This is a genomic window from Phyllobacterium endophyticum (assembly GCF_003010935.1).
GTDB classification, from domain to species: Bacteria; Pseudomonadota; Alphaproteobacteria; order Rhizobiales; family Rhizobiaceae; genus Phyllobacterium; species Phyllobacterium endophyticum.
Window position 1 is genome coordinate 755,342 of sequence record NZ_PGGN01000001.1, and the last position, 22,922, is coordinate 778,263.

22 protein-coding genes and 1 riboswitch are annotated in these 22,922 nt (G+C 58.4%); of the genes, 17 read left to right on the top strand and 5 right to left on the bottom strand.

Translation table 11 applies throughout. The features are described 5' to 3' along the window. The first annotated feature begins 350 nt into the window (after positions 1-350). Positions 351-2,774 (top strand): DNA topoisomerase (ATP-hydrolyzing) subunit B, encoded by a 2,424-nt coding sequence (gene gyrB / locus CU100_RS03555; protein ID WP_407070308.1) that lies wholly within the window; start codon positions 351-353, stop codon positions 2,772-2,774. 40 nt (positions 2,775-2,814) lie between these two features. Here the strand turns inward: gyrB and CU100_RS03560 are convergent, their stop codons facing one another. Together CU100_RS03560 and CU100_RS03565 are read right to left on the bottom strand one after the other, a co-directional pair. Then, the gene (locus tag CU100_RS03560; RefSeq protein WP_106715154.1) at positions 2,815-3,228 is read right to left on the bottom strand and encodes a type II toxin-antitoxin system VapC family toxin; all 414 of its coding nucleotides are present in this window, start codon (positions 3,226-3,228) and stop codon (positions 2,815-2,817) included. Next, the gene (locus CU100_RS03565; protein WP_106715155.1) at positions 3,225-3,473 is read right to left on the bottom strand and encodes a plasmid stabilization protein; all 249 of its coding nucleotides are present in this window, start codon (positions 3,471-3,473) and stop codon (positions 3,225-3,227) included. The genes CU100_RS03560 and CU100_RS03565 overlap by 4 nt, the downstream gene beginning before the upstream one ends. Positions 3,474-3,767: 294 nt before the next feature. Here CU100_RS03565 and CU100_RS03570 point away from each other — a divergent pair, with 294 nt between their 5' ends. The 9 genes from CU100_RS03570 (at position 3,768) to thiD (ending at position 12,889) form a co-directional block, all read left to right on the top strand. Then, positions 3,768-4,832: a dipeptidase gene (locus CU100_RS03570; protein WP_106715156.1), complete on the top strand. Its 1,065-nt coding sequence runs from the start codon at positions 3,768-3,770 to the stop codon at positions 4,830-4,832. Positions 4,833-4,860: 28 nt separating this feature from the next. Further along, positions 4,861-6,471, top strand: a complete 1,611-nt coding sequence (locus CU100_RS03575; RefSeq protein WP_170113720.1) for an ABC transporter substrate-binding protein — start codon at positions 4,861-4,863, stop codon at positions 6,469-6,471. A 31-nt stretch (positions 6,472-6,502) separates the two neighbouring features. Then, on the top strand, positions 6,503-7,555 hold the full coding sequence (locus tag CU100_RS03580; protein ID WP_106715157.1) for an ABC transporter permease: 1,053 nt from the start codon (positions 6,503-6,505) through the stop codon (positions 7,553-7,555). A 39-nt stretch (positions 7,556-7,594) separates the two neighbouring features. Further along, positions 7,595-8,512: a nickel transporter permease gene (gene nikC / locus CU100_RS03585; RefSeq protein ID WP_106715158.1), complete on the top strand. Its 918-nt coding sequence runs from the start codon at positions 7,595-7,597 to the stop codon at positions 8,510-8,512. After that, entirely contained in the window at positions 8,509-9,342 is an 834-nt protein-coding gene (locus CU100_RS03590) for an ABC transporter ATP-binding protein (RefSeq protein WP_106715159.1), read from the top strand. The genes nikC and CU100_RS03590 overlap by 4 nt, the downstream gene beginning before the upstream one ends. After that, positions 9,339-10,109 (top strand): ABC transporter ATP-binding protein, encoded by a 771-nt coding sequence (locus CU100_RS03595; protein WP_106715973.1) that lies wholly within the window; start codon positions 9,339-9,341, stop codon positions 10,107-10,109. Before CU100_RS03590 ends, CU100_RS03595 begins: the two co-directional genes overlap by 4 nt. Positions 10,110-10,259: 150 nt before the next feature. Further along, the gene (locus CU100_RS03600; protein WP_106715160.1) at positions 10,260-11,213 is read left to right on the top strand and encodes a TadE/TadG family type IV pilus assembly protein; all 954 of its coding nucleotides are present in this window, start codon (positions 10,260-10,262) and stop codon (positions 11,211-11,213) included. A 51-nt stretch (positions 11,214-11,264) separates the two neighbouring features. After that, a riboswitch (TPP riboswitch) is annotated at positions 11,265-11,367 on the top strand. A 59-nt stretch (positions 11,368-11,426) separates the two neighbouring features. Then, a complete protein-coding gene (gene thiE / locus CU100_RS03605) occupies positions 11,427-12,092 on the top strand; it encodes a thiamine phosphate synthase (RefSeq protein WP_106715161.1) in 666 nt (221 codons plus the stop codon). Next, positions 12,089-12,889, top strand: a complete 801-nt coding sequence (gene thiD, locus CU100_RS03610) for a bifunctional hydroxymethylpyrimidine kinase/phosphomethylpyrimidine kinase (protein WP_106715162.1) — start codon at positions 12,089-12,091, stop codon at positions 12,887-12,889. Before thiE ends, thiD begins: the two co-directional genes overlap by 4 nt. Here the strand turns inward: thiD and CU100_RS27615 are convergent. After that, on the bottom strand, positions 12,831-13,604 hold the full coding sequence (locus CU100_RS27615) for a lytic transglycosylase domain-containing protein (protein WP_106715163.1): 774 nt from the start codon (positions 13,602-13,604) through the stop codon (positions 12,831-12,833). The two genes, thiD and CU100_RS27615, sit on opposite strands and share 59 nt — an antisense overlap. Positions 13,605-13,836: 232 nt before the next feature. Between CU100_RS27615 and CU100_RS03620 the strand changes: the two genes are divergently transcribed. The 6 genes from CU100_RS03620 (at position 13,837) to CU100_RS03645 (ending at position 19,688) form a co-directional block, all read left to right on the top strand. Beyond that, positions 13,837-14,589 (top strand): FadR/GntR family transcriptional regulator, encoded by a 753-nt coding sequence (locus tag CU100_RS03620; RefSeq protein WP_106715164.1) that lies wholly within the window; start codon positions 13,837-13,839, stop codon positions 14,587-14,589. Positions 14,590-14,609: 20 nt separating this feature from the next. Further along, positions 14,610-15,587 carry a sialic acid TRAP transporter substrate-binding protein SiaP gene (locus CU100_RS03625; RefSeq protein ID WP_106715165.1) on the top strand — a complete coding sequence of 326 codons (978 nt, stop codon included), beginning with the start codon at positions 14,610-14,612 and terminating at the stop codon, positions 15,585-15,587. A 66-nt stretch (positions 15,588-15,653) separates the two neighbouring features. Further along, positions 15,654-16,226 (top strand): TRAP transporter small permease, encoded by a 573-nt coding sequence (locus CU100_RS03630; protein ID WP_106715166.1) that lies wholly within the window; start codon positions 15,654-15,656, stop codon positions 16,224-16,226. A gap of 3 nt (positions 16,227-16,229) precedes the next feature. Further along, positions 16,230-17,636: a TRAP transporter large permease gene (locus CU100_RS03635; RefSeq protein WP_106715167.1), complete on the top strand. Its 1,407-nt coding sequence runs from the start codon at positions 16,230-16,232 to the stop codon at positions 17,634-17,636. Further along, positions 17,633-18,679: an L-idonate 5-dehydrogenase gene (locus CU100_RS03640; protein ID WP_106715168.1), complete on the top strand. Its 1,047-nt coding sequence runs from the start codon at positions 17,633-17,635 to the stop codon at positions 18,677-18,679. Before CU100_RS03635 ends, CU100_RS03640 begins: the two co-directional genes overlap by 4 nt. Positions 18,680-18,830: 151 nt before the next feature. Beyond that, complete coding sequence (locus CU100_RS03645) at positions 18,831-19,688, top strand: D-alanyl-D-alanine carboxypeptidase family protein (RefSeq protein ID WP_106715169.1); 858 nt, start codon at positions 18,831-18,833, stop codon at positions 19,686-19,688. Between the two features lie 84 nt (positions 19,689-19,772). Here the strand turns inward: CU100_RS03645 and CU100_RS03650 are convergent, their stop codons facing one another. Further along, entirely contained in the window at positions 19,773-20,597 is an 825-nt protein-coding gene (locus CU100_RS03650) for an aldo/keto reductase (RefSeq protein ID WP_106715170.1), read from the bottom strand. Between the two features lie 15 nt (positions 20,598-20,612). Then, entirely contained in the window at positions 20,613-21,800 is a 1,188-nt protein-coding gene (locus CU100_RS03655; RefSeq protein WP_106715974.1) for an MFS transporter, read from the bottom strand. A gap of 170 nt (positions 21,801-21,970) precedes the next feature. On the opposite strand from CU100_RS03655, the gene CU100_RS03660 reads away from it, so the two are divergent. Then, entirely contained in the window at positions 21,971-22,882 is a 912-nt protein-coding gene (locus CU100_RS03660) for a LysR family transcriptional regulator (protein WP_106715975.1), read from the top strand. Positions 22,883-22,922: the final 40 nt, after the last annotated feature.

The window sequence follows — 22,922 nt, forward strand, 5'->3', positions numbered from 1 at the left end:
GGCTTGCATTCTCAGTTTCGAGATGTTGCCACGGGTTTGCAGCGTTTCTGGCGGCAGTCGTGTTTTTGCCCGTCCGATGTCGGAGGCTGCGCCCGCCCCCAATCCGGTTTCGGCCAAGAAAAATGGCTGCATTGGTGTTGTTCAATGCGCCTTGAACGCACATTGCGCTACGCTGGCGCATTCCGGCCATCATCCGTGGATATCAAGCTCCAGGAATTGGAAAAACCTGCAATAATCACTATATCTGGCGTAGTATTCGGGCATGATTCGCCTGATCTATGCTATAAGGACGGGACGCGCCGGTTCCGGCGTCAGGAAAGATAGAATTTTATATGAGTGATACACCCGAGATGACAATCGAATCCTCGCCGGAATATGGCGCGGAGTCCATCAAAGTCCTCAAGGGGTTGGATGCAGTACGCAAACGCCCTGGAATGTATATCGGTGATACGGATGACGGGTCCGGGCTTCACCACATGGTCTACGAAGTGGTCGACAACGCTATCGATGAGGCGCTGGCGGGCCATGCCACGCGCGTCACTGTGACGTTGAACCCGGATGGTTCCTGCACGGTGACCGACAACGGCCGCGGCATCCCCACCGACATGCACTCCGAAGGCGTGTCTGCAGCCGAAGTCATCATGACACAACTCCATGCGGGCGGTAAATTCGACCAGAACTCCTACAAGGTTTCGGGCGGCTTGCACGGCGTCGGCGTTTCGGTCGTGAATGCGCTGTCTGTCTGGCTGAAACTGAAAATTCGCCGCCAGGGCAAGATCTACGAGATGAGCTTTACCCATGGTGTCGCGGATGCGCCGCTAAAGGTGACCGGCGATTCCGACGGCCTCACGGGAACCGAAGTTTCTTTCCTGCCATCCACCGATACGTTCACCATGGTCGAGTTCGATTTCAAGACGCTCGAACACCGGCTGCGGGAATTGGCGTTCCTGAATTCAGGTGTGCGTATCCTGCTTTCGGACCGAAGGCACGCCGACCCGGTGGACCTTGAACTTTTCTATGAAGGCGGCCTGACCGCCTATGTCAAATACCTTGACCGCTCCAAGAAGGAACTCGTCAACGAACCGATCTACATACGCGGTGAGCGCGACGACACGACCGTCGAAGTCGCAATGTGGTGGAATGACAGCTACCACGAAAATGTTCTCTGCTTCACCAACAACATCCCGCAGCGCGACGGCGGTACGCATCTTGCCGGTTTCCGCGGTGCACTGACGCGCCAGATGACCGGCTATGCTGAAAGCACCGGCCAGGCCAAGAAGGCGAAAGTGACGCTCACCGGCGACGATTGCCGCGAGGGTTTGACCGCCGTGCTTTCGGTGAAGGTGCCCGACCCGAAATTCTCGTCGCAGACCAAGGACAAGCTGGTTTCGTCGGAGGTGCGTGCCGTCGTTGAAAGTCTGGTGAACGAGGCGCTTTCAACATGGCTCGAGGAGCATCCGGCAGAAGGTAAGGTGCTGGTCGACAAGGTCATCCAGGCCGCCTCTGCGCGTGAGGCTGCGCGCAAGGCGCGCGACATCACCCGCAAGAATTCGCTCAGCATCAGCTCGCTTCCCGGGAAGCTTGCCGATTGCCAGGAGAAGGACCCGGCCAAGTCCGAGATCTTCATCGTGGAGGGCGACAGCGCCGGCGGTTCGGCCAAGGGCGGGCGTTCGCGCCAGAACCAGGCAATCCTGCCGCTGCGCGGCAAGATCCTCAATGTCGAACGCGTAAAGCTGGACCGTATGCTGTCATCGGACCAGATCGGTACCTTGATCCTGGCGCTCGGCACCAGCATTGGCAAGGATGAGTTCAATCCCGACAAGCTGCGTTACCACAAGATCATCATCATGACCGACGCCGATGTCGACGGCGCGCATATTCGTACGCTGCTTCTGACCTTCTTCTTCCGCCAGATGCCGGAGCTTATCGAGCGTGGTCACATCTACATTGCGCAGCCGCCGCTTTATAAGGTTTCCCGGGGGAAATCCTCGCAATATATCAAGAACGAAATTGCCTATGAGGAATTCCTGATCGATTCCGGGCTGGAGGAAGCGTCGCTCGAACTCGACTCGGGCGAGGTACGTACCGGTGCCGACCTGCGCTCGGTGATCAACGATGCGATGGCCGTGCGCCATCTTCTGCAGGGACTGAATACCCGTTATGACCGCGCTGTGGTGGAGCAGGCGACCATTGCCGGTGCGCTCAATCCTGAAGCCATTTCCGATACGCCCCGCGCACAGGCGCTGGTGACCGAAGTCGCCGGGCGCCTTGACCTGATCGCCGAGGAAACAGAAAAGGGCTGGTCCGGACGTCTTGCAACACCCGACGACGGTGTCGATGGTTATGTTTTCGAGCGCTCACTCCGCGGCGTCAAGGAGACGGTCACGCTGGACATGGCGCTGATCGGATCGGCCGATGCGCGTCAACTCGACCGGTATTCAGCGCGTCTGCACGACATTTTTTCGAAACCGCCTGTGCTGCGCCGCAAGGACAAGTTCGATTCTGTCGCCGGGCCCATCGCATTGCTCGAGGCTGTCTTCGCAGCCGGACGCAAGGGTCTGTCGCTGCAGCGGTACAAGGGTCTTGGTGAGATGAATGCCGACCAGCTTTGGGAGACGACGCTCGATCCGAATGCGCGCTCGCTGCTGCAGGTAAAGGTCAACGACGCGACCGACGCGGACAGCCTCTTCTCAAGGCTCATGGGCGACGATGTCGAACCGCGCCGCGACTTCATTCAGGACAACGCGCTGAGCGTCGCCAATCTGGACGTTTAGGTCGAGCGGTAAGCCGGCGTAGCGGCGAGAGGAACATGCCTCATCGTTCCCAGGGAGAGATGACGTCGAGACCGCTCGTGCTGTAATCGGTGACGTTTCGAGTGGCCAAACGACCGCCATTCACGCGAACAATGGCCGCGATCATGCCGTCAGGCGCCGACATGGTTGATCCCTGGCGTGCGGCACTTCCCATGATCTCGCCATAGGCCATCGCAGCCTCTTCGGTTAAACCAAATATGCGGTCAGCAAAACGCCGACGCCATTCGGCAAGACCTTTCTCCAGACGAAGGGCGCGCTGATCGGGTAGTATCTTCTGAATACCAAATGCGATTTCTGCGATGGTTACAGTCGGTAAAGCCAGTTCCGAATCATGCCGGACGAGCCAAGCGATGACAGCAGCGCTCGGCGCCTTGCTTAAGGTTTCGGAAATAACATTGGTGTCCAAAAAGATCAAAGCTCAGGACCGGAATGACCGCGACGGCCTTGCCTGATGACAGTCTCCAGGTCGACATCCGTACCGGCTTCGTTCGAAAGGCGGGTGTAGAAGGCCGGCGCTGGCTCCCGTCCAGTTTCGCGAACTTCATAGGATTCAAGAGCCCGCTCGACAATTTCAGCAATCGACCTATTTTCACGGCTGGCGAGGCGGTGTGCCAAGTCGCGCGCTCTGGCGCTTCGGACTGATAATTGAGGTTCGGCCATGAGAATACTCCGTTTGGAAGATAACATAGGTCATCTTGGTCCTGCCATCAAGATGGCTAGGGCGTCAGCTTGATCAATTTGGTTCCCGGGCTCCTAAGCGGATTGCACGTCGTCTTCGGTTGCAGGTAGCTGGAAGTTGCAAGATGACCTGTCTTTATACTTTTGTACAACAACTCTCTTGCCTGTTCGCGGGCATCATGATCTTTTGTCGAAAAAGGCAACGGGCGCCAAGGTCGACAAGAGATTACCCGGCGAACTTGTGGTCTTTTCACGTCAATCTGAACGGGAATTGAAATGCAGCCTGTCTTCGATGGTCACAACGACGTGCTCTACCGGTTGTGGAAACATTCAAAAGACGGAGCAGACCCGGTCAAGGAATTCATAGAAGGCGCGAAATCGGGTCATATCGACAAGATCAGGGCACGCAAGGGCGGGCTGATCGGCGGGCTTTGCGCGATCTATGTTCCTTCCGGTGATCTCGCTTTCAAGGCGCCTGATGCCAATGGCCATTATGCGACGCCGCTTGCCGCTCCCCTGGAGCGCGCTCCGTCGCTGGACATCGCGATGGAAATGGCATCGATCGCACTGAAGCTTGAACGGTCAGGCGGTTGGAAGCTCTGCCGCAGCACAGCCGAGATCGCCGGCTGCATAGAAAGCGAAATATTTGCAGCGGTGCTTCACATGGAGGGCTGCGAGGCAATCGACAGCGATCTTGCGGCGCTCGATGTGTTCTATGCCGCGGGCCTGCGCTCACTCGGCCCCGTGTGGAGCCGCAACAATATCTTTGCGCATGGCGTGCCATTCGCCTATCCCTCGGGGCCGGATACTGGGCCAGGGCTTACCGAAACCGGCGAGGAACTCGTCAGGGCCTGCAATCGCCTCGGCATACTCGTCGATCTTGCCCATATAACCGAGAAGGGCTTCTGGGACGTGGCGCGGATCAGCGATCAGCCACTCGTCGCAAGTCACTCCAATGTTCATGCGCTCACGCCCGTTGCGCGCAACCTGACGGATAAGCAGCTCGACGCGATCCGCGAGAGCAGGGGTCTTGTCGGGCTCAACTACGCGGTGGCCATGCTACGGCCCGATGCGCGGGAAAATGCCGACACGCCGCTGGCCGATATGGTCCGGCATATAGACTATATGGTCAACAGGATGGGCATAGATTGCGTGGCACTTGGTTCTGACTTCGATGGTGCTAAAATCCCCGGTGAAATCGGGGACGCGAGCGGCAATCAAAACCTGGTTGTGGCATTGCGGGACGCCGGATATTCGGAACAGGAGCTTGCCAAGATTTGCCGTGGAAACTGGCTGCGCGTGTTGCGCTCGGCCTGGCATGAAACAACAACCAAAGAGTGAAATTGCTCATAAACAGGGAACCACAACAATGTTGACGAACCAGATCAGCACAAAATTCCGGCTACTTCTTGGTGGCGCGGCACTATCCGCGATGTTGCTTTCCGGCGTACCGGGCTGGGCCGCAACGCCAGCCGATACGCTCGTCGAAGCCTTCGCCATCGATGACGTGATCACACTTGACCCGGCCGAGGCTTTCGAGCTGACGACCGGGGAAATCAACGGCAATACCTATGACAAGCTGGTTCGCCTCGACATCAATGATCCGTCGAAGGTCGTTGCCGATATTGCAGAAAGCTGGACAGTGTCCGACGATGGCCTGACCTACACTTTCAAGCTGAAGCAGGGGCTGAAATTCGCCTCCGGCAACCCCATCACGGCTGATGACGTCGCCTGGTCGTTCGAACGCGCCGTCAAGCTCGACAAGAGCCCGGCATTCATCCTGACCCAGTTCGGCCTGAAGCCAGACAATGTCGCCGAAAAGGCCAAGGCAACCGATCCTTCTACCTTCGTGTTCACGGTCGATCAGCCTTACGCACCGAGCTTTGTGTTGAACTGCCTGACCGCAACGGTGGCCTCGGTGGTCGACAAGAAGCTGGTTTCCGAACATGTGGTCAACGATGATTTCGGCTGGGCGTGGCTGAAGACCGCCTATGCCGGTTCCGGCCCGATGAAAATCCGCGACTGGCGGGCCAACGAAATCATCGTGCTTGAACGCAATGACAACTATTGGGGAACCAAGGCACCGCTTATGCGCGTGATCTATCGTCACGTGAAGGAAAGCGCGGCGCAGCGGCTGCTCCTCGAGAAAGGTGATATCGACATTGCCCGCAACCTTGAACCGAACGATCTGGAGCAGGTCGTCAAGAATAGTGACATCGCGACCACCAACGCGCCAAAGGGCACGGTCTATTATATCAGCCTCAACCAGAAGAACGCGGACCTTGCCAAACCGGGCGTGAGTGAAGCGCTGAAATATCTTGTCGACTACGATGCGATCGGCGAGAAGCTGATCAAGGGCATCGGCGAAATTCACCAGACATTCCTGCCGAAGGGGGTTCTCGGCGAACTCGATGAGAACCCCTATAAGCTTGACGTCGCCAAGGCCAAGGAGCTGCTGGAAAAGGCGGGCTTGAAGGACGGTTTCTCCGTCACCATGGACGTGCGCAACAACCAGCCGGTCACGGGCATTGCCGAATCCGTTCAGCAGACTTTCGCGCAGGCCGGCGTGAAGATGGAAATCATCCCGGGTGATGGTAAGCAGACGCTAACCAAGTACCGCGCGCGCACACACGACATGTATATCGGTCAGTGGGGCGTGGATTACTGGGATCCTCATTCCAATGCCGACACATTTACCAACAATCCCAACAATTCGGATGAGGGTACCAACAAGACGCTTGCATGGCGCAATGCCTGGGATGTGCCGGAACTGACGAAGGAAACGAAGGCTGCGCTGCTTGAGCGCGATGGCGCCAAGCGTGCCAAGATGTATCAGGACCTGCAGAGAAAGGTGCTTGAAAAAAGCCCCTTCATCATGATTTTCCAGCAGATCGAGGTTGCGGGCTATCGTTCTAACCTCAAGGGCTTCAAGCTAGGACCGTCGTTCGATACGAACTACGTCTTCAATATCTCGAAGTGATCCGGGGATCGCACCGTTGACCAACCCCGACATGCAATGGGAGACCAGGCCTTCCGGCGCCTGGGCTTCCAATTTCGCTTGGGCGGCCGGCAGGTTCGTGCTGGTTGGCATCATCACATTCCTTGGGCTCATTGCCGTGACGTTCTTCATCGGCCGGGTCATACCCATCGATCCGGCGCTTGCGATTGTCGGAGACCGTGCGCCCGCGCACGTGGTCGAGCGCGTACGGGAAGAACTCGGCCTCAATCTGCCGCTTTACCGGCAGTTCTTCATCTATGTGCAGGGCGTGCTGGAGGGAAATTTCGGCAATTCGGTCCTGACGACCAACCCGGTCATGCAGGACATAAGGCGGGTATTTCCCGCCACGATGGAGCTTGCGACATTCGGCACGATCATCGGAGCGGTTTTCGGTGTTCCACTGGGGGTGCTGGCGGCCGTCAAGCGCGGCAGCATCATCGACCAGATCGTGCGCGTTATCGGCCTGATAGGTTATTCCGTTCCCATTTTCTGGCTCGGGATGATTGGCCTCGTGGTGTTCTATGCCAAGCTCGGCTGGACGTCAGGCCCGGGCCGTATCGATGTCGTCTACGAATACACATTCACGCCAATCACGGGGTTCTATCTGCTGGACGCTATCCTGCAGAAGAACTGGGACGCATTCTGGAATATTTTCAGCTTCATTATCCTGCCTGCCTCATTGCTGGGCTATTTCTCACTCGCCTATATCAGCCGCATGACACGGTCATTCATGCTCAATGAACTGGAACAGGAATATATCGTTGCCGCCCGCGCCAAAGGCTTGTCGGAAACGCGCATCATCTGGGGTCACGCATTGCGCAACGCCGCGGTGCCGCTCGTCACGGTGATCGCACTATCCTACGCGGGGTTGCTGGAGGGTTCCGTGCTGACCGAAACGGTCTTCTCCTGGCCGGGACTGGGGCTCTATATCACCAACTCGCTTCAGAATGCCGACATGAATGCCGTCCTTGGCGGCACCATTATCATCGGCACGGTTTTCGTCGCCATCAACCTCCTGTCCGATCTTCTGTATCGGGCGCTTGACCCACGGACGCGCGCACGATGAAAAATTTGCCACCCTACGACCAGGTTTTGGGGTCATGAGATGACTGTACCCACCCTTACACGCCGACAATGGCTGACGAGCGACCGGCCACAATCGCGCATGCAGGCACGCCTGGGCCGCGCCTATCTCGTTTGGGGCAGGTTCGCCAGCAACAAGCTGGCTGTTGTCGGTCTTGCCATCATCATTGCCCTTCTGCTCGTCGCAGCGTTCGCCGATGTGCTGGCGCCGCATTCGCCGGTGGTCGGCGACCTGCGCAACGCGCGCCTTCTGCCACCGGGCGGCGAGTACCTGCTCGGCACGGACGACCAGGGGCGCGATATCCTGTCGAGGCTGATCTATGGTTCCCGGCTGACGCTCTACGTGGTCATCCTCGTCGCCATCATTGCCGCTCCCATAGGGCTTCTGGTCGGCACGGTCGCCGGTTATGCAGGTGGCTGGACCGACTCCGTGCTGATGCGCATCACCGATATCTTCCTGGCGTTTCCAAAACTCATCCTGGCGCTCGCCTTCGTTGCAGCGCTTGGACCGGGCATCGGAAATGCTGTCATCGCCATTGCCATCACTTCCTGGCCACCTTATGCGCGCATCGCTCGGGCCGAAACACTTACCGTTCGCAATTCCGATTACATTGCTGCTGTACGGCTGATGGGGGCTTCGCCAGTTCGAATAGTGTTGCGTCACATCATGCCGCTATGTCTCTCGTCCCTGATCGTGCGCGTGACGCTCGACATGGCCGGTATCATCCTTACGGCCGCAGGGCTCGGATTTCTGGGGCTCGGTGCGCAGCCGCCGCTACCGGAGTGGGGCGCGATGATCGCGTCCGGCCGTCGTTTCATCATGGACCAATGGTGGGTTGCGGCAGCGCCGGGTTTTGCCATCCTCATCGTCAGCCTGGGGTTCAATCTGCTAGGCGACGGACTGCGCGACGCGCTCGACCCGCGGGGCAGCAATCAATGAGCATCATGCTGAGCGTCGAGGACCTGAGGGTTCAGTTTCCAACGCGTACCGGAACTATCGACGCAGTGCGCGGGGTTTCCTTCACCCTCGGACGCGAGAGGCTCGGGATAGTCGGCGAATCCGGTTCGGGAAAATCGCAGACCGGCCGCGCCATCATGGGATTGACGCCGCCCCATGCGAAAATCACCGCACGGAAGCTGAATTTCGACGGTATCGATTTGCTCGGCGCTTCGGTGAAGCAGCGGCGCAGCCTTCGCGGCAACCGTATCGCCATGATCTTGCAGGATCCGAAATATTCGCTCAACCCGGTGATGAGCATAGGACGGCAGATCGTCGAAACGCTGAGGACACATGAGAAGGTGAGCAAGGCAGAGGCTCGCAGGCGCGCCCTCGACATGCTTTCTTCCGTTCAGATACGCGATCCGGAGCGGGTATATGACTTGCATCCGCACGAAGTATCGGGCGGCATGGGGCAGCGTGCCATGATTGCCATGATGTTGATCACAGGGCCGGAACTGTTGATCGCGGACGAGCCGACTTCAGCGCTCGACGTGACAGTGCAACTCGACGTGTTGCGGATCCTCGACGATCTGGTGCGCGACAGGGGCATGGGGCTGATCTTCATCTCGCATGATCTGCGGCTGGTCTCATCCTTCTGTGACAGGGTTATCGTCATGTATGCAGGGCGGATCGTCGAGGAGATCGCCGCCAGCGACCTGCACAACGCCAAGCATCCCTACACGCAGGGATTGCTCAACTGCATGCCGCAGATCGGTGCCGACCGGCACCCATTGCCAGTGCTTGAGCGCAAGCCGGAATGGGCAGCATGACACCCTCCCGCTCCAACGCATTGGTGATTGAAGATCTCCAGGTTAAATTCGATCGTTTCCTCGCCTTGCGCGGCGTCAGCCTCGATGTTGCGCCGGGCGAGTCGTTCGGCCTCGTCGGTGAATCCGGTTCAGGAAAGTCGACCCTGCTGCGTGCAGTCGCGGGCTTGGCCCCGGTCAAGGATGGGACGATAACCGTCAATGGCAAGACACTCGGTTCAACGCGAACCAAGGCATTCTACCGCGAAGTACAGATGGTATTCCAGGACCCTTATGGCTCGCTGCATCCGCGCCAGACGGTGGACCGCCTGCTGCTTGAGCCGCTGGTCATTCATGGATTCAGCGATATCGAACAGCGTATCCTGCGCGCACTGGACGAAGTGGGGCTGGGCTCGAGCTTCCGGTTTCGTTATTCGCACCAGCTTTCGGGTGGTCAGCGCCAGCGCGTGGCTATTGCACGAGCACTGATCCTCGAGCCATCCATCCTGCTTCTCGACGAGCCGACATCGGCGCTCGACGCCTCGGTTCAGGCGGAAGTGCTCAACCTGCTTGAGCAGATCAGGCGCGCCCGCAAGCTGACCTTCGTGATGGTCAGCCATGACCTCGCCGTCGTCACCCACATGTGCGACCGCCTGATGGTGATGCAGAATGGCGCGGAGGTGGAACGTCTGACCGCGGGCGAACTTGCCAGACGCAAGGTCAGCAAGGATTATACGCGCAACCTGCTCGTTGCCAGCGAGGGGTTCGTGCGGCCGGAAGTCCAGGATTAGCATCAGCAATATTCATCTGTTTTTTACCATTGCGAGAATGATTCAGCACAATTCACGCATGCGGAAGCTGATCGTGAAAATGTGAATGAATTTCCTAAGGAGGCATTCACGCCGACTATTCAAAGGTCTCCCGACGACGGAGTGGGGCCAATGAAAAAAATTCAAAAATTCCTTAAAGATCGCAGCGGGGCAACAGCAATAACCTTCGGATTGATGCTCGTGCCGCTTATGGGCATGACAGGGCTTGCTGTGGATTACAGCGTCGCTTCAAACGAGCGATCGAAATTGCAGAACGCCGCCGATTCCGCTGCTCTTGCAGGGGCTTCCATCTTTACAGGCACGAACGCTGTGCAGGCGGAGGCACGGGCACGCGCCTACCTGAAAGCCAATCTCGGCAATGAGGCCGCAGATGCCGTTTCGATAAACTTCTCGGCGGCCAATCAGTTGGTGACGGTTTCTCTCAACGGCCAATCGAACACTACCTTCATGCGGATATTGAACAAGAACTCGATGCCGATCGGCGTGACGGCGACAGCCCTGGCGCCACTGAAGCCGAGCAGCGCCACCATCAAGGTCGATGACGTATTCGGTTATTGGTTCAAGCGCATTACTATCGTTGCGGTGAAGAACGGCGTCGAAACAGTTGTCGGCACGGTCGTGTACCAGCCGACGGATCACAGTGGAGGAAGTGGCCGAGGCATCGGCACGACTACGCCGCCCAAGGACCAGATGCAGTCCATCACACTTGGCGACTACAACAGTGTGTATTTGAAAATGGAAGTTAAGACCGACGGTTGTGACATTGGATTCAGTAATCCTAACACTTCCGCGAGGTTTGTCGTCTGCGAAAAGAACAAGAACAAGAAGACGTATGATTCAACTCTCAGGACAGATGATCCGCTAACCGTGAACCATCTGTTTGTCGACGGAAAGCAACTCCCGGCTGGCTCCACACCACCTCTTACGGACATTTTCAGTTGTGAAGGCGGCACCCACAAACACGCATGGGAAGATGGCGGCGGCTGGCCCCAGCAGGACTTTTTCTACACGGTGACATCCGCCTGCAAAGCCGTGGACAACGAGTCCGTGCGTCTGACAGATTAGGAACAACAGAAGCGGCGCAATTGACTTCGCGTCTGCGCCGCTCCATCATCAGCTCATTCCGAGGGGAGCACTGTACAGTGCTGAGACAGCGTCGAGCTGGACCCTTGAACCTGATCCGGGTCATGCCGGCGTAGGAACGGGAATTGGGCCTTCTTCGCGCTTAACCTTCACTTCGCACATTGGCCGGGATCTCCAATACAATGGAGCTCATCTGTGGCTGTTTCAAAAGTAGACTACCGGCTGAATGCCATCGTCGATGTGGATGCGATCGGGCATGGTCGGGATTTGGGCGAGCTCGCGCTTGCCGCTGCGCGTGGCGGGGCGACGATCATCCAGTATCGGGACAAGAATTCGCCGACGCGTTCGATGGTTGAGAGGGCGAGAACGATCCACGTGGCGCTGAAGGGAACCGGTGTGCCGCTGGTGGTCAATGACCGTATCGACGTGGCGCTCGCCGCTGGCGTCGAAGGCGTGCATGTTGGCCGTGAGGACATGCTTGTGGCAGACGCGCGCCGCCTGCTCGGACCGGACGCCATCATCGGCCTTACGGTCAAGAACGAGGCCGACGCCCGGGACGCTATCGAAGCTGATATTGACTACGCCTGTATTGGCGGCCTGTTCGAAACACCGGCGAAACACAACCTTGAGCCTATCGGATTCGAAGGCTTCCGCCGTCTGGCGTCGATTATCCGCGAGGCGAAGCCAAACCTGCCGATCGGTGCGATTGCCGGGATCGATCTTGCACGTACACCTCCCGCCATCGAAGCGGGAGCCGATGGCGTGGCGGTGATCTCGGCGATCTTCCGGCAGGACGATCCGCAAGCTGCGACCGCTGCATTGCTGTTGGCGGTCAATGCCTCGCTCGAGGCAAGGGCATGACCGCTATCGCCCTGACTATTGCGGGTTCCGACAGCGGAGGCGGCGCCGGCATACAGGCGGACTTGAAGACTTTCTCGGCGCTTGGCGTCTATGGCACGAGCGTCCTGACGGCAGTCACCGCCCAGAACACGCGCGGCGTGACGGCAATCGAGACGCTTTCACCCGAAATTGTCCGCGCGCAGATCGATGCAGTCCTGTCGGATATCGACGTCAAGGCCATCAAGATCGGAATGGTCGGCGGGGTCGAAACGATCGAGGCAATCGCGGGCGCGTTGAAAGACTGGGGCCGCAGGGTGGTGCTGGATCCCGTTATGGTTGCGACATCGGGCGATCGGTTGCTGGAACCAGAGGCCATCGAGGCGCTGCGGGAGCAACTGCTGCCACGAGCGATGGTGCTGACGCCCAATCTGCCAGAAGCGGCATTGCTGACAGGACAGCCCATCGCGGACAACGAAATGCAAGCGGCCAGGCAAGCCGATAAATTGCTATCGTTGGGAGCATCGGCGGTGCTGGTCAAAGGTGGTCATGCGAAAGGCGACCTGTGCACGGACCTGTTGTTCGATGGAGTGACGATGCTGCGCTTCGAGAGCGTTCGCATAAAGACGACCCATGATCATGGCACCGGCTGCACGCTGGCGGCAGCGATCACCGCAGGGATGGCACTAGGTCTTGAGCCAGGAACAGCAGTAGCGGCGGCAAAAGAATACCTGACGGCGGCGATTTCTGCGGCCGGAGCCCTTAAAGTGGGGCAGGGACGCGGGCCTGTGCACCATTTCCACCGCTGGTGGTTGGCGTGACCGTATTGGTCAGGTCCGGCCGCTCGAACGGCAAAGGCACGGTTGCAGGCAGCACCACGCGCTCGTCAGCATAGGCGAGTTGGGCAGTTGACGCAGGCGCGGACACCTCGGTCATGGGTGTTTCGCCCGCGGGTGAGGTTATGCTCCCGGCCGGAGCGGCAATAGCGGCAACCACCGGAGCGCTCTCGCCATTTGCAGGACCGGGCTTCAGAACGTCTAGCATGCCCTTGCGCTTGGCTTGATAATAGTACCCGCGCGAATAGAGCCGCACAGCCTGATCCGGGTTGTAGTCCGCGACCTTGTAGGCTCCCGCCAGATATTTCACGCCGAATTTAAGGTTGGTTTCGGCGTCGAGCAGGTCCTTGGCGCTGCCATCATGCCCGAGGCCGCGCGCCGTTGCGGGTAGCATCTGCATGAGGCCCCAATAGGGACCGTTGCGCGCCAAAGGGTTGAACCTGCTTTCACGCTGCACGACCCGGCGCACCAGCGATTCCGGCACTGCATAAGCGACGGAGTATTTGGAGATGAGACCATCTACGGATTTTTCCGAGGATTTCTGCTGCGGTGCGGGCTCCGCAGCCGCAAGTCGCGGCGAGGGCTGGGGAAGCGGAATGGATGCGGCATTGGGCAGTTTCGGATCCGCTGTCGTGCAAGCGCCGAGAGCCAGGGCAAGACCGAGGCAAGTGAAGGCGCGCGGCAGTCGTATATCAGGCATTTGTCACCGGAAGCTTGGCAGATGTTAGAACCGTCATAGCTTGTTCGAATGGGGAACCGGCAATAACTTTGCATTACACACCGAAACATCACGTGAGAACCGGCAGGGGAGGGCTGAACCATCGCTAGTCGCAGGTGCTTGACTCGTTCATATATATCAATGTATCAGTTGAGTATTGGTAAGGCCAGTTTACCAGTCGAGCGCGGAGGGGAGAGCCGTGCGGGGAGGACCAATGTTTGCAGCCATTCAGCCACGCCGATTGTACAGGCAAGTGGCAGACCAAGTCCGCACGCTGATCGAGAACGGTGACTTCGCCGTGGGCGAACGGCTGCCGGGCGAGCGCGAACTTGCCGACAAGCTCGGTGTTTCCCGTCCAACCATCCGCGAGGCTTTGATTGCGCTCGAAGTCGAAGGGCTTGTCCATATCCGCATGGGCTCCGGCATCTATGTTACGCGCCTGCAGCGCGCAAAACCGGCCCCTTCCCCTGCCGAAGACATGGAGGGTCCGTTCGAACTCCTGCGAGCGCGTTCCCTGATCGAGTGCGCAATCGCCGAAGAGGCGGCCAGCGCGATTACGCCCGAGCACATCGCCACCCTCGATGATGTCCTGACGAAAATGGCAAGCACATTCAACGATCCGCGCACATCCATTGCGCTTGACCGGACTTTCCACATGACCATTGCCGGCATTATCGAGAACGCGGCGCTCAATCGTTTCGTCGGCGAACTCTTCGACCAGCGCATGACGCCATATTTCGAAAAGCTGGCTAGTTATTTCGAGAGTCCCGTATCCTGGCGCGAGGCGTTCGAGGAACACAGGGCAATCCGCGATGCCATCGTCTCGGGCGACCCGTCACGTGCCAAGACAGCGATGCAGCATCATTTGCTGCAATCGCAACTGAGATTTTCCAGAAGCTTCGACGAGGAGCTGGAAAATGAAAAGAGCCATCCTGCGGGAGGGCGGACTGTAAGTATCAAGGCCTGAATTCAACTGGGAGGAAAGATATGAAGATCAAGCTGACGACAATCATGGGGGCGGTTGCCGCTCTCGCGCTATCGGCCGTCATGGCACAAGCGCAAACAGCGCTCAAATGGGCGCATGTCTACGAAACATCCGAGCCTTTTCACACGGAGTCCGTATGGGCTTCGGAAGAGATCGCCAAGCGCACCAATGGACGATACAAGATCGATGTTTTCCCCGCTTCACAGCTGGGAAAGGAAGCCGATATCAATCAGGGACTGAGGCTCGGAACGGTCGATATCATCATTTCCGGTTCGAGCTTTGCCGCGCGCGACTACAAGCCGATCGGCGTGACCTATTTTCCCTACATCTTCCGCGGCCCGGAACACCTGATCGCCTACACGAAGAGCGACGTCTTCAAGCGTCTTGCGGCAGGTTATGAGGCAAAGACCGGCAACCATATCGCGGCCGTCAGCTATTACGGCACGAGGCAAACAACATCCAACAAGCCGATTGCCAAATGCTCGGATATGCAAGGTCTGAAGATCCGCGTGCCCGATGTGCCGGCCTATCTCGCCATGCCGCGCGCCTGCGGTGCCAATACGACACCAATCGCTTTTGCGGAAGTCTATCTCGCATTGCAGAATGGCACGGTCGAGGCTCAGGAGAACCCGCTGACCACGATTGAAGCCAAGAAGTTCTTCGAGGTTCAGAAGAACATCATCCTGACCGGCCATATCGTGGATCACCTCAATACCGTCATTTCCAAGCAGCTCTGGGCCAGCCTTTCCGATGAGGACAAGAAGATCTTCGGTGATGTGATGCAGGAAGCTGCCGAACGTACGACGAAGATCATCTCCGACAAGGAAAAGCAGCTCGTCGCCACATTCAAGGAAAAGGGTCTGAGCGTAACTGAAGTCGACAAGGCCGACTTCGAAAAGAACGTGGTCGAAAAGGTGAAGTTCGAGGATTTCGGTTACGAGAAATCCGACTGGGAAGCCATTCGCGCGATCAAGGAGTGATCAATCGGGGCCGGGCGGTGCATCCGTCCGGCCACACTCCACACGCCTGACGACCGGAGACCGCACATGTCAAATGAAGTACACACGCAAATTACGGCCGAAGAATTGGCGCACTCCTTCGAGGATGCGGCGCCCGTCGCCGATCTGTCGGACTATGCCGTGGAGGACTGGCTGACGCTCGTCGTCTTCTGGTTGATGACCGGGTGCGTCTTTCTGCAGTTCTTTACGCGTTATGTCATGAACGACAGCTACGCGTGGACGGAGGAAATCGCGATCAACTGCCTGATCGGCGTCGTCTTTCTTGGCTCCATAATGTGCGTGCGCGTTTCACGGCACATCCAGGTGGACGTGCTCTATCATTATCTGCCGGCGGGAGTGGCTCGCATATTGTCGAACTTTGTCGATGTGGTGCGGATCGGCTTCTTCGCCTACGCGGTCTGGTTGATGTGGCGGTATGTCGAAATCGTTGCGGAGGAACGCATGGTCACAGTCGATCTTCCGCGCAATATCGTCTTTTACGGCGTGCTCATCTCATTCGTGCTGATGCTGCTTCGCTCAATTCAGGTTTTCATTCGCAATATTCGCCGGGGCTATTCTGTTCTCGAACGGCCCGAAGAATTCCAGAAGATCGAGGACTGATTGATGTTATTGCTCGTTGGTACTTTTCTTGTTCTCATGATCGTTGGCGTGCCGGTTGCCATTTCCATGGCTGTCGCCTCGGTGCTCTATCTCGTGTTCTTCGGGGTCGCACCGGACATTATCGTTGCGCAGCGAATGATTGCCGGTGTCGAAAGCTTTCCGCTTCTCGCGGTGCCTTTCTTCATCCTCGCCGGCAACCTGATGAATTCGGCAGGTGTCACGGGCCGCATCTATTCCTTCGCCGTCGCCCTCGTGGGTTGGATGAGGGGCGGACTGGCCCAGGTCAACATCATCGGGTCGGTCATATTCTCCGGAATGTCGGGAACGGCTCTTGCCGACGCCGCAGGCATCGGCACCATCGAGATCAAGGCCATGAAGGATCATGGCTACCCGGTAGAGGCTGCTGTCGGTGTTACGGCGGCTTCCGCGACGCTTGGCCCGATCTTCCCGCCGTCGCTGCCCTTCGTCATCTACGGCATGATGGCCAACGTCTCGATCGGGGCGTTGTTCATGGCGGGCATCGTACCCGGCCTTGTCATGACGCTGTTAATGATGGTTACCGTTGCGATATTCGCCTACGTCAAAAGCTGGGGCTCCGACACACCCTTCGAGTTGAAGCAGCTCCTGGAAGCTTCGCTCGAGATTGTGGTGGTCGCCTGCGTTCCAGTCGTCATCTATCTTCTGATGCTCACCGGCCTTTCGATCAATGCCGCAGTCGGAATCGCGCTCGTGCTGCTGCTCGCCGCCGACTGGTATTTCGATTTCTCCGCCGTGATGGCGCTGATGACGCCGGTGATCCTCATCGGCGGCATGACCATGGGCTGGTTCACGCCGACCGAAGCCGCCGTCGCGGCGGTCCTGTGGTCGCTGTTCCTCGGGCTCGTGCGATATCGCACCATGACCCTCAAAAGCCTGGCCAAGGCCAGCTTTGATACGATAGAGACAACAGCCTCGGTCCTGTTCATCGTGACGGCTGCATCCGTCTTTGCGTGGCTTCTGACCGTAAGCCAGGCGGCACAGCTTCTTTCGGCAGCCATTCTATCGATTACCGAAAACAAATGGGTATTCCTGATCCTTGTGAACTTGCTGATGCTGTTCGTAGGCTGCTTCCTCGATACGATCGCCGCCATCACGATCCTCGTGCCGATCCTTTTGCCGCTGGTGCTGAAATTCGGCATCGATCCGGTACATTTCGGCTTGATCATGACCCTGAACCTGATGATTGGTCTGCTGCACCCGCCGCTTGGAATGGTGCTGTTCGTCTTGTCGCGTGTCGCGAAACTATCCGTCGAGCGCACCACCATGGCGATCCTGCCCTGGCTGGTTCCACTGTTCATCGCACTGATCGCCATCACATTCATTCCAGCCATCACTCTTTGGCTTCCAACACAGCTGGGACTAATCAAATGAGCAGCAAAGGCATAGCCGCCACCCTATTCGCCGCCGAAGATCTTCGCGTCGTAGATATCGAACTCGGTGACCTTGCGCCAAACATGGTGCGGGTCCGCTTTGGGGCCGCCGGCATATGCGGTTCCGACATGCACTATTTCCGCCATGCGAAAACCGGCGATTTCGTCGTCACGTCGCCGCTCATACTCGGTCACGAAGTGGCCGGCGAGGTCGTCGAGACCGGCCGCGATGTCAGCGGCCTAGCCGTGGGTGACAGGGTCGCGGTCAACCCGTCTCGCTGGTGCGGGACCTGTGCTTACTGCCATGAAGGCCGTGCCAATTTGTGCGAGAATATCTACTTCATGGGTTCAGCATCAAAGACGCCGCACATGCAGGGAGGGTTCGCCAGCCTGTTCGATGCGACTGCTGCGCAATGCGTGAAGGTTCCCGCCGACCTTCCCTACCAGGCCGCGGCGCTCGCCGAACCGCTTGCCGTTTGCCTGCACGCGGTACGCCGCGCGGGTCACGTGAAAGGCACATCGACCATCATTTTCGGTTCCGGGCCGATCGGTCTCCTGACCATGCTCGCGATCAACCACGCAGGTGCTGGGTCGGTGGCGATGGTTGACGTTGCGGCTGCACCCCTGAAATTCGCGCAAGAGCTTGGCGCTGACCAGACAATCGATCTGTCGCTGGGCGAAGAGCAACTTGCGGGCTTCGCGGCAGCCACGCCATTCGATATCGCTTTTGAAATATCCGGCACAGCTGCGGGACTTGCATCAGCCATTCGCACCGTAAGGCGCGGTGGAACCGTGGTGCAGGTCGGAAATCTCGCTGGCGGATCCATTCCCGTACCGGCGAATGCGATCATGTCGAAGGAGCTCGATCTCATCGGGACTTTCCGTTTCGGCGACGAGTTCTTCGAAGCGGTCGAACTGATCGTCGAAGGCAAAATCGATGTGCTGCGGCTCGTGACCGGTGAATACAGGCTTGCAGATGCGCCGGCAGCTTTTCGGGTGGCGCTGGACCGGTCGCGCAGCGTCAAGGTGGTGCTGACCGCGTAGCACGCGACAATTTGCTATGGGCGTCATGGTTGGCCGATATCATCAAATCGGCTAACAAGCCGGACTAAGCTGAATTGTTAACCGTCCCGCCCTAGACTTCTGCGCTTTCGCATAAGCATTATGTCCGGAATTAAACGTGCTGCGAGTCCCTATGTCGATCTATTCCTTTTCAAAAGTCATTGCGTTGATGGGTTTGATCCTGGGCACGGCAAGCGGATGTACGACAGCCGCAACACTGGACACGGTGACCCCTGCTGTAGTGGCTCCTGTTTCGGAAAAATCCGCCTCCATCGTCGTTGACGGCAGCACCGGCGCGGTTCTCTACCAGGCGAATGCCGACCTGCCGCGCGTTCCGGCGTCGCTGACCAAGATGATGACGCTGTACATGACCTTCGAAGCCATGCAGGCGGGACGGATTTCCAAGGCGACGACTATGCCCGTTTCGGCACATGCGGCATCGCAGGCCCCCAGCAAGCTTGGCATCAAACCCGGTCAGACGATTGACGTTGATACCGCCATCAAGGCGATCGTTGTCAAATCTGCCAATGACGTCGCTGCAGCACTAGCCGAGTATCTCGGTGGCACCGAAGAGCAATTCGCCGCGCAGATGACGGCGAAGGCACGGCAACTCGGTATGCGCGGCACCAACTTCCACAATGCATCGGGCTTGCCAGACCCGCAGCAGATCACGACAGCGCGCGACATGGCTCTGCTTGGGCTTGCCTTGCGCCGGCATTTTCCCCAGCAATACTACTATTTCGGCACGCAGGACTTCGTCTACAACGGCAAGCTGATCCGGGGACACAACCGCGTTCTTGCCCAGTTGAATGGCGCGGACGGGATCAAGACGGGCTACGTCCGTGCGTCGGGTTTCAACATCGTTACATCGATCAGCGACCATGGCCGGCAACTTGTAGCTGTGGTCATGGGAGGCGAAACGGCGAAGAAACGCGATGCGCAGGTTGTAAGCCTAGTGAACGCATACTTGCCCCAGGTTGCATCCAGATAGGCTCTGGCCACATGGGCAAGAGTGGTTGCCATCGCAGGTACGATAACTACCACCGCCGCTGGAGGGCGCGGGCATTGGCAATTGTCAGTCCCACTGCGGCGCAAGGTGCCCGGGGCTGACGATGCGGCCGGCGGATCTGGCGAGATTGTGCAGAGCCTGCATTTCTTCCGTTGAAAGCTCAAAATCGAAGATTTCGAAATTGCTGCGAGCGCGTTCTTCGCTGACCGTCTTGGACAAGGCAACGACACTATCCTGCTGGACCAGCCAGCGCAGGACCACTTGCGCGGGGCTCCTGCCGTGAACCTTGGCGATCTCCTTGATGACGGGGTCATCGATCACCTTGCCGTCGGCCATCGCATAGTAGGCAGTAATGCTCATGCCATGCTTGCGGGCGGACCCGAGCACCGCACTCTGGTCGAGATACGGATGGTACTCGACCTGGTTGGTGGCGATCGGAGCCGGGCTGAGCGCGGCAGCTTCTGCCATAAGCGCCGTGTTGAAATTGCTGACGCCGATATGACGGACCTTTCCGGCGTCGCGAACTTCGTTCAACGCCGCAATCCGTTCTGCAAGGGGCACATTGCTCTGCGGCCAATGAAGAAGCAGAAGATCGACATAGTCGGTCTTCAGCTTCTTCAGGCTTTCGTCGACCGAGTTTATGAATGGATCATGCGGGTATCGGTCCACCCAAACCTTGGTGGTGAGAAATATATCGCCGCGCGCAACGCCTGAAGAGGCCATGGCTTCGCCGACCTCGGCCTCGTTGCCATAAATCTGTGCGGTATCGATGTGACGGTAACCAACCTTAAGGGCGGCGGGGACCATACGCAGCACGTCAGTCCCCGGGATGCGAAACGTTCCGAAGCCGATTGCCGGAATACTTGCGCCATTGGCGTTAACATTGAACATCTGATTTCCTTTCGCCTAGCAGGTTGCCAGAGCTTCGGTAGCCTCGGCACGGCGGTCCAGCATCTGGCTCCAGAGTGTGAGGCCGAGCGCACCGATCACGAGGAGTGCACCAACCCAGGGAGTTGCACCGAGTCCGAGCGGCGAGGCGACGACGATACCGCCGAGGAACGCGCCACCGGCAATACCGAGGTTGAAGGCTGCGATGTTGAGCGCGGAGGCAACATCGACAGTTTCGGGCGTGTGGATCTTGGCAAGTTGCACAACATAAAGCTGAAGACCAGGAACATTGGAGAAGGAGAGGGCACCGAGGGCAGCAAGCGTCACCAATGACCATATGGGGGATGCAGCTGTGAAGGTGAAGGCGGCAAGAACGATTGCCTGCAGCAGGAACATCACTGCGAGCGCGCCAACCGGATTGCCGTCCGCAACGCGCCCGCCGACTATATTGCCTATGGCGATGGACAGGCCGTAGAGCACGAGGATGAGACTGACCGTCGAACCGGCATAACCGGTAATCTCCTGAAGCACCGGGGCAAGGAAGGTGAACATGACGAATGTGCCGCCATAGCCGAGCGCGGTCATGCCGAAGGCGAGGATCAGCCGGCCATTGGCAAGCACACGAAGCTGATCGATCAGGCGGGCAGGTTCTGCCTTGACGATCTTTGCGGGCAGCAGGACGGCAATGGCGAGAAAAGCGATGACACCAAGTCCTGAGACGGCCCAGAACGTTGCGCGCCAACCCAGTTGCTGGCCGATGAAGGTGCCCAGCGGCACACCGGTAACGATGGCAACGGTCAGACCGAGGAACATCATGGCTATGGCGGACGCGCGCCTGTTTGGCGCAACCAGGTCAGCCGCGATGGTCGCGCCGACGGAGAAGAATACGCCATGCGCGAAAGCGCTGAGCACCCGGGCGACCAGCAGGAGTTCATAGTTGGGCGAGAGTGCGGCGGCTGTATTGCCGACGATGAAGAGCGTCATGAGACCGAGCAGCAAAGGCTTCCGCTCGATACGGCCGGTAAGTGCGGTAAGCACAGGCGCGCCAAAGGTTACGCCGAGCGCATAAACGCTGACGATGAGACCCGCCAGCGGCAGGGTGATGTTGAGGTCGGCGGCGACCGTGGGCAGGAGGCCGACGATGACGAATTCCGTCGTCCCGATGGCATAGGCGCTGATGGTCAACGCCAGAAGAGCGAGAGGCATTGTCTTGTCCTTGTTGAGTGGAGGCGCCTGGGAGGCAGGCCTCGCTTGAATGGCTTGAATGGCTTGAATGGCTTGATACGGCGAATATGGCGCATCGCCATTACCTTGATAATCGCCTCGTAATGCCCAATACTTGTGAAGAAAATTCACAGATGGGAAACCCAATCGAGATGGACAATCGTGCCGGAGAAATGGATGTGTTCGTCAGGGCAGTAGAGCTGAACAGCTTTTCGGGCGCAGGGCGCCGTCTGGGCCTGACGCCATCCGCCGTCAGCAAGATAATCAGCCGCATCGAAGAACGGCTGGGGACACGCCTGCTGATGCGCTCGACGCGCACGTTGCGCTTGACCCCGGAGGGCGAAATTTATCACCAGCGGGCGCTTCGCATCATCGCGGAAATCGAAGAGGCGGAGCGTGAGGTTGCATACGGGGCGTCGGCGGCGCCGCGAGGACGCCTGCGCGTCAATTCCTCGGTGCCGGTCGGCACGATGTGCATCCTGCCGCTCGTGCCGAAATTCCTGCAACGTTATCCTGGGGTCGAACTGGATATCTCCTTGAGCGACGGCGTGGTAGACCTGATCGAAGAGCGTGCCGACGTCGCCATCCGTGTCGGTCCAATGCGCAGTTCAAGCCTGAAGGCGCGCAAGCTCTTCGAAAGCCGCGTGGTGGTCATCGCTTCTCCCGCCTATCTTGCCGAACACGGTATTCCGGAACATCCGCGCGACCTTGAACGCCATAATTGCCTGAACTTCAATTTTCGCCGCATTTTGAATGAGTGGCCGTTTCGAGATCCCAAGACCGGGCAGATCCACACGATGGCCGTTTCCGGTAATTTCTTCTCCAATAATGGTGCGACGGCGCAGCAGATGTGCGTTGCCGGGCTTGGCATCGCCCGGCTCGGTTACTTCCATGTGCGAAACGAAATAAAAGAGGGGCGCCTGGTCGCCCTGCTTGAGGACTATAACCCGAATGACCTTGAACTCATCCACGCGGTTTTTGTCGGCCACGAACATTTGGCGGCGCGGGTGCGCAGCTTCGTCGATTTTCTGGCCGACCATTTGAGCGCCGAGACCGCCTCCTGATCGCCATAGGCAGCTTGCCCCTGACGAAGCTGGACTTCGC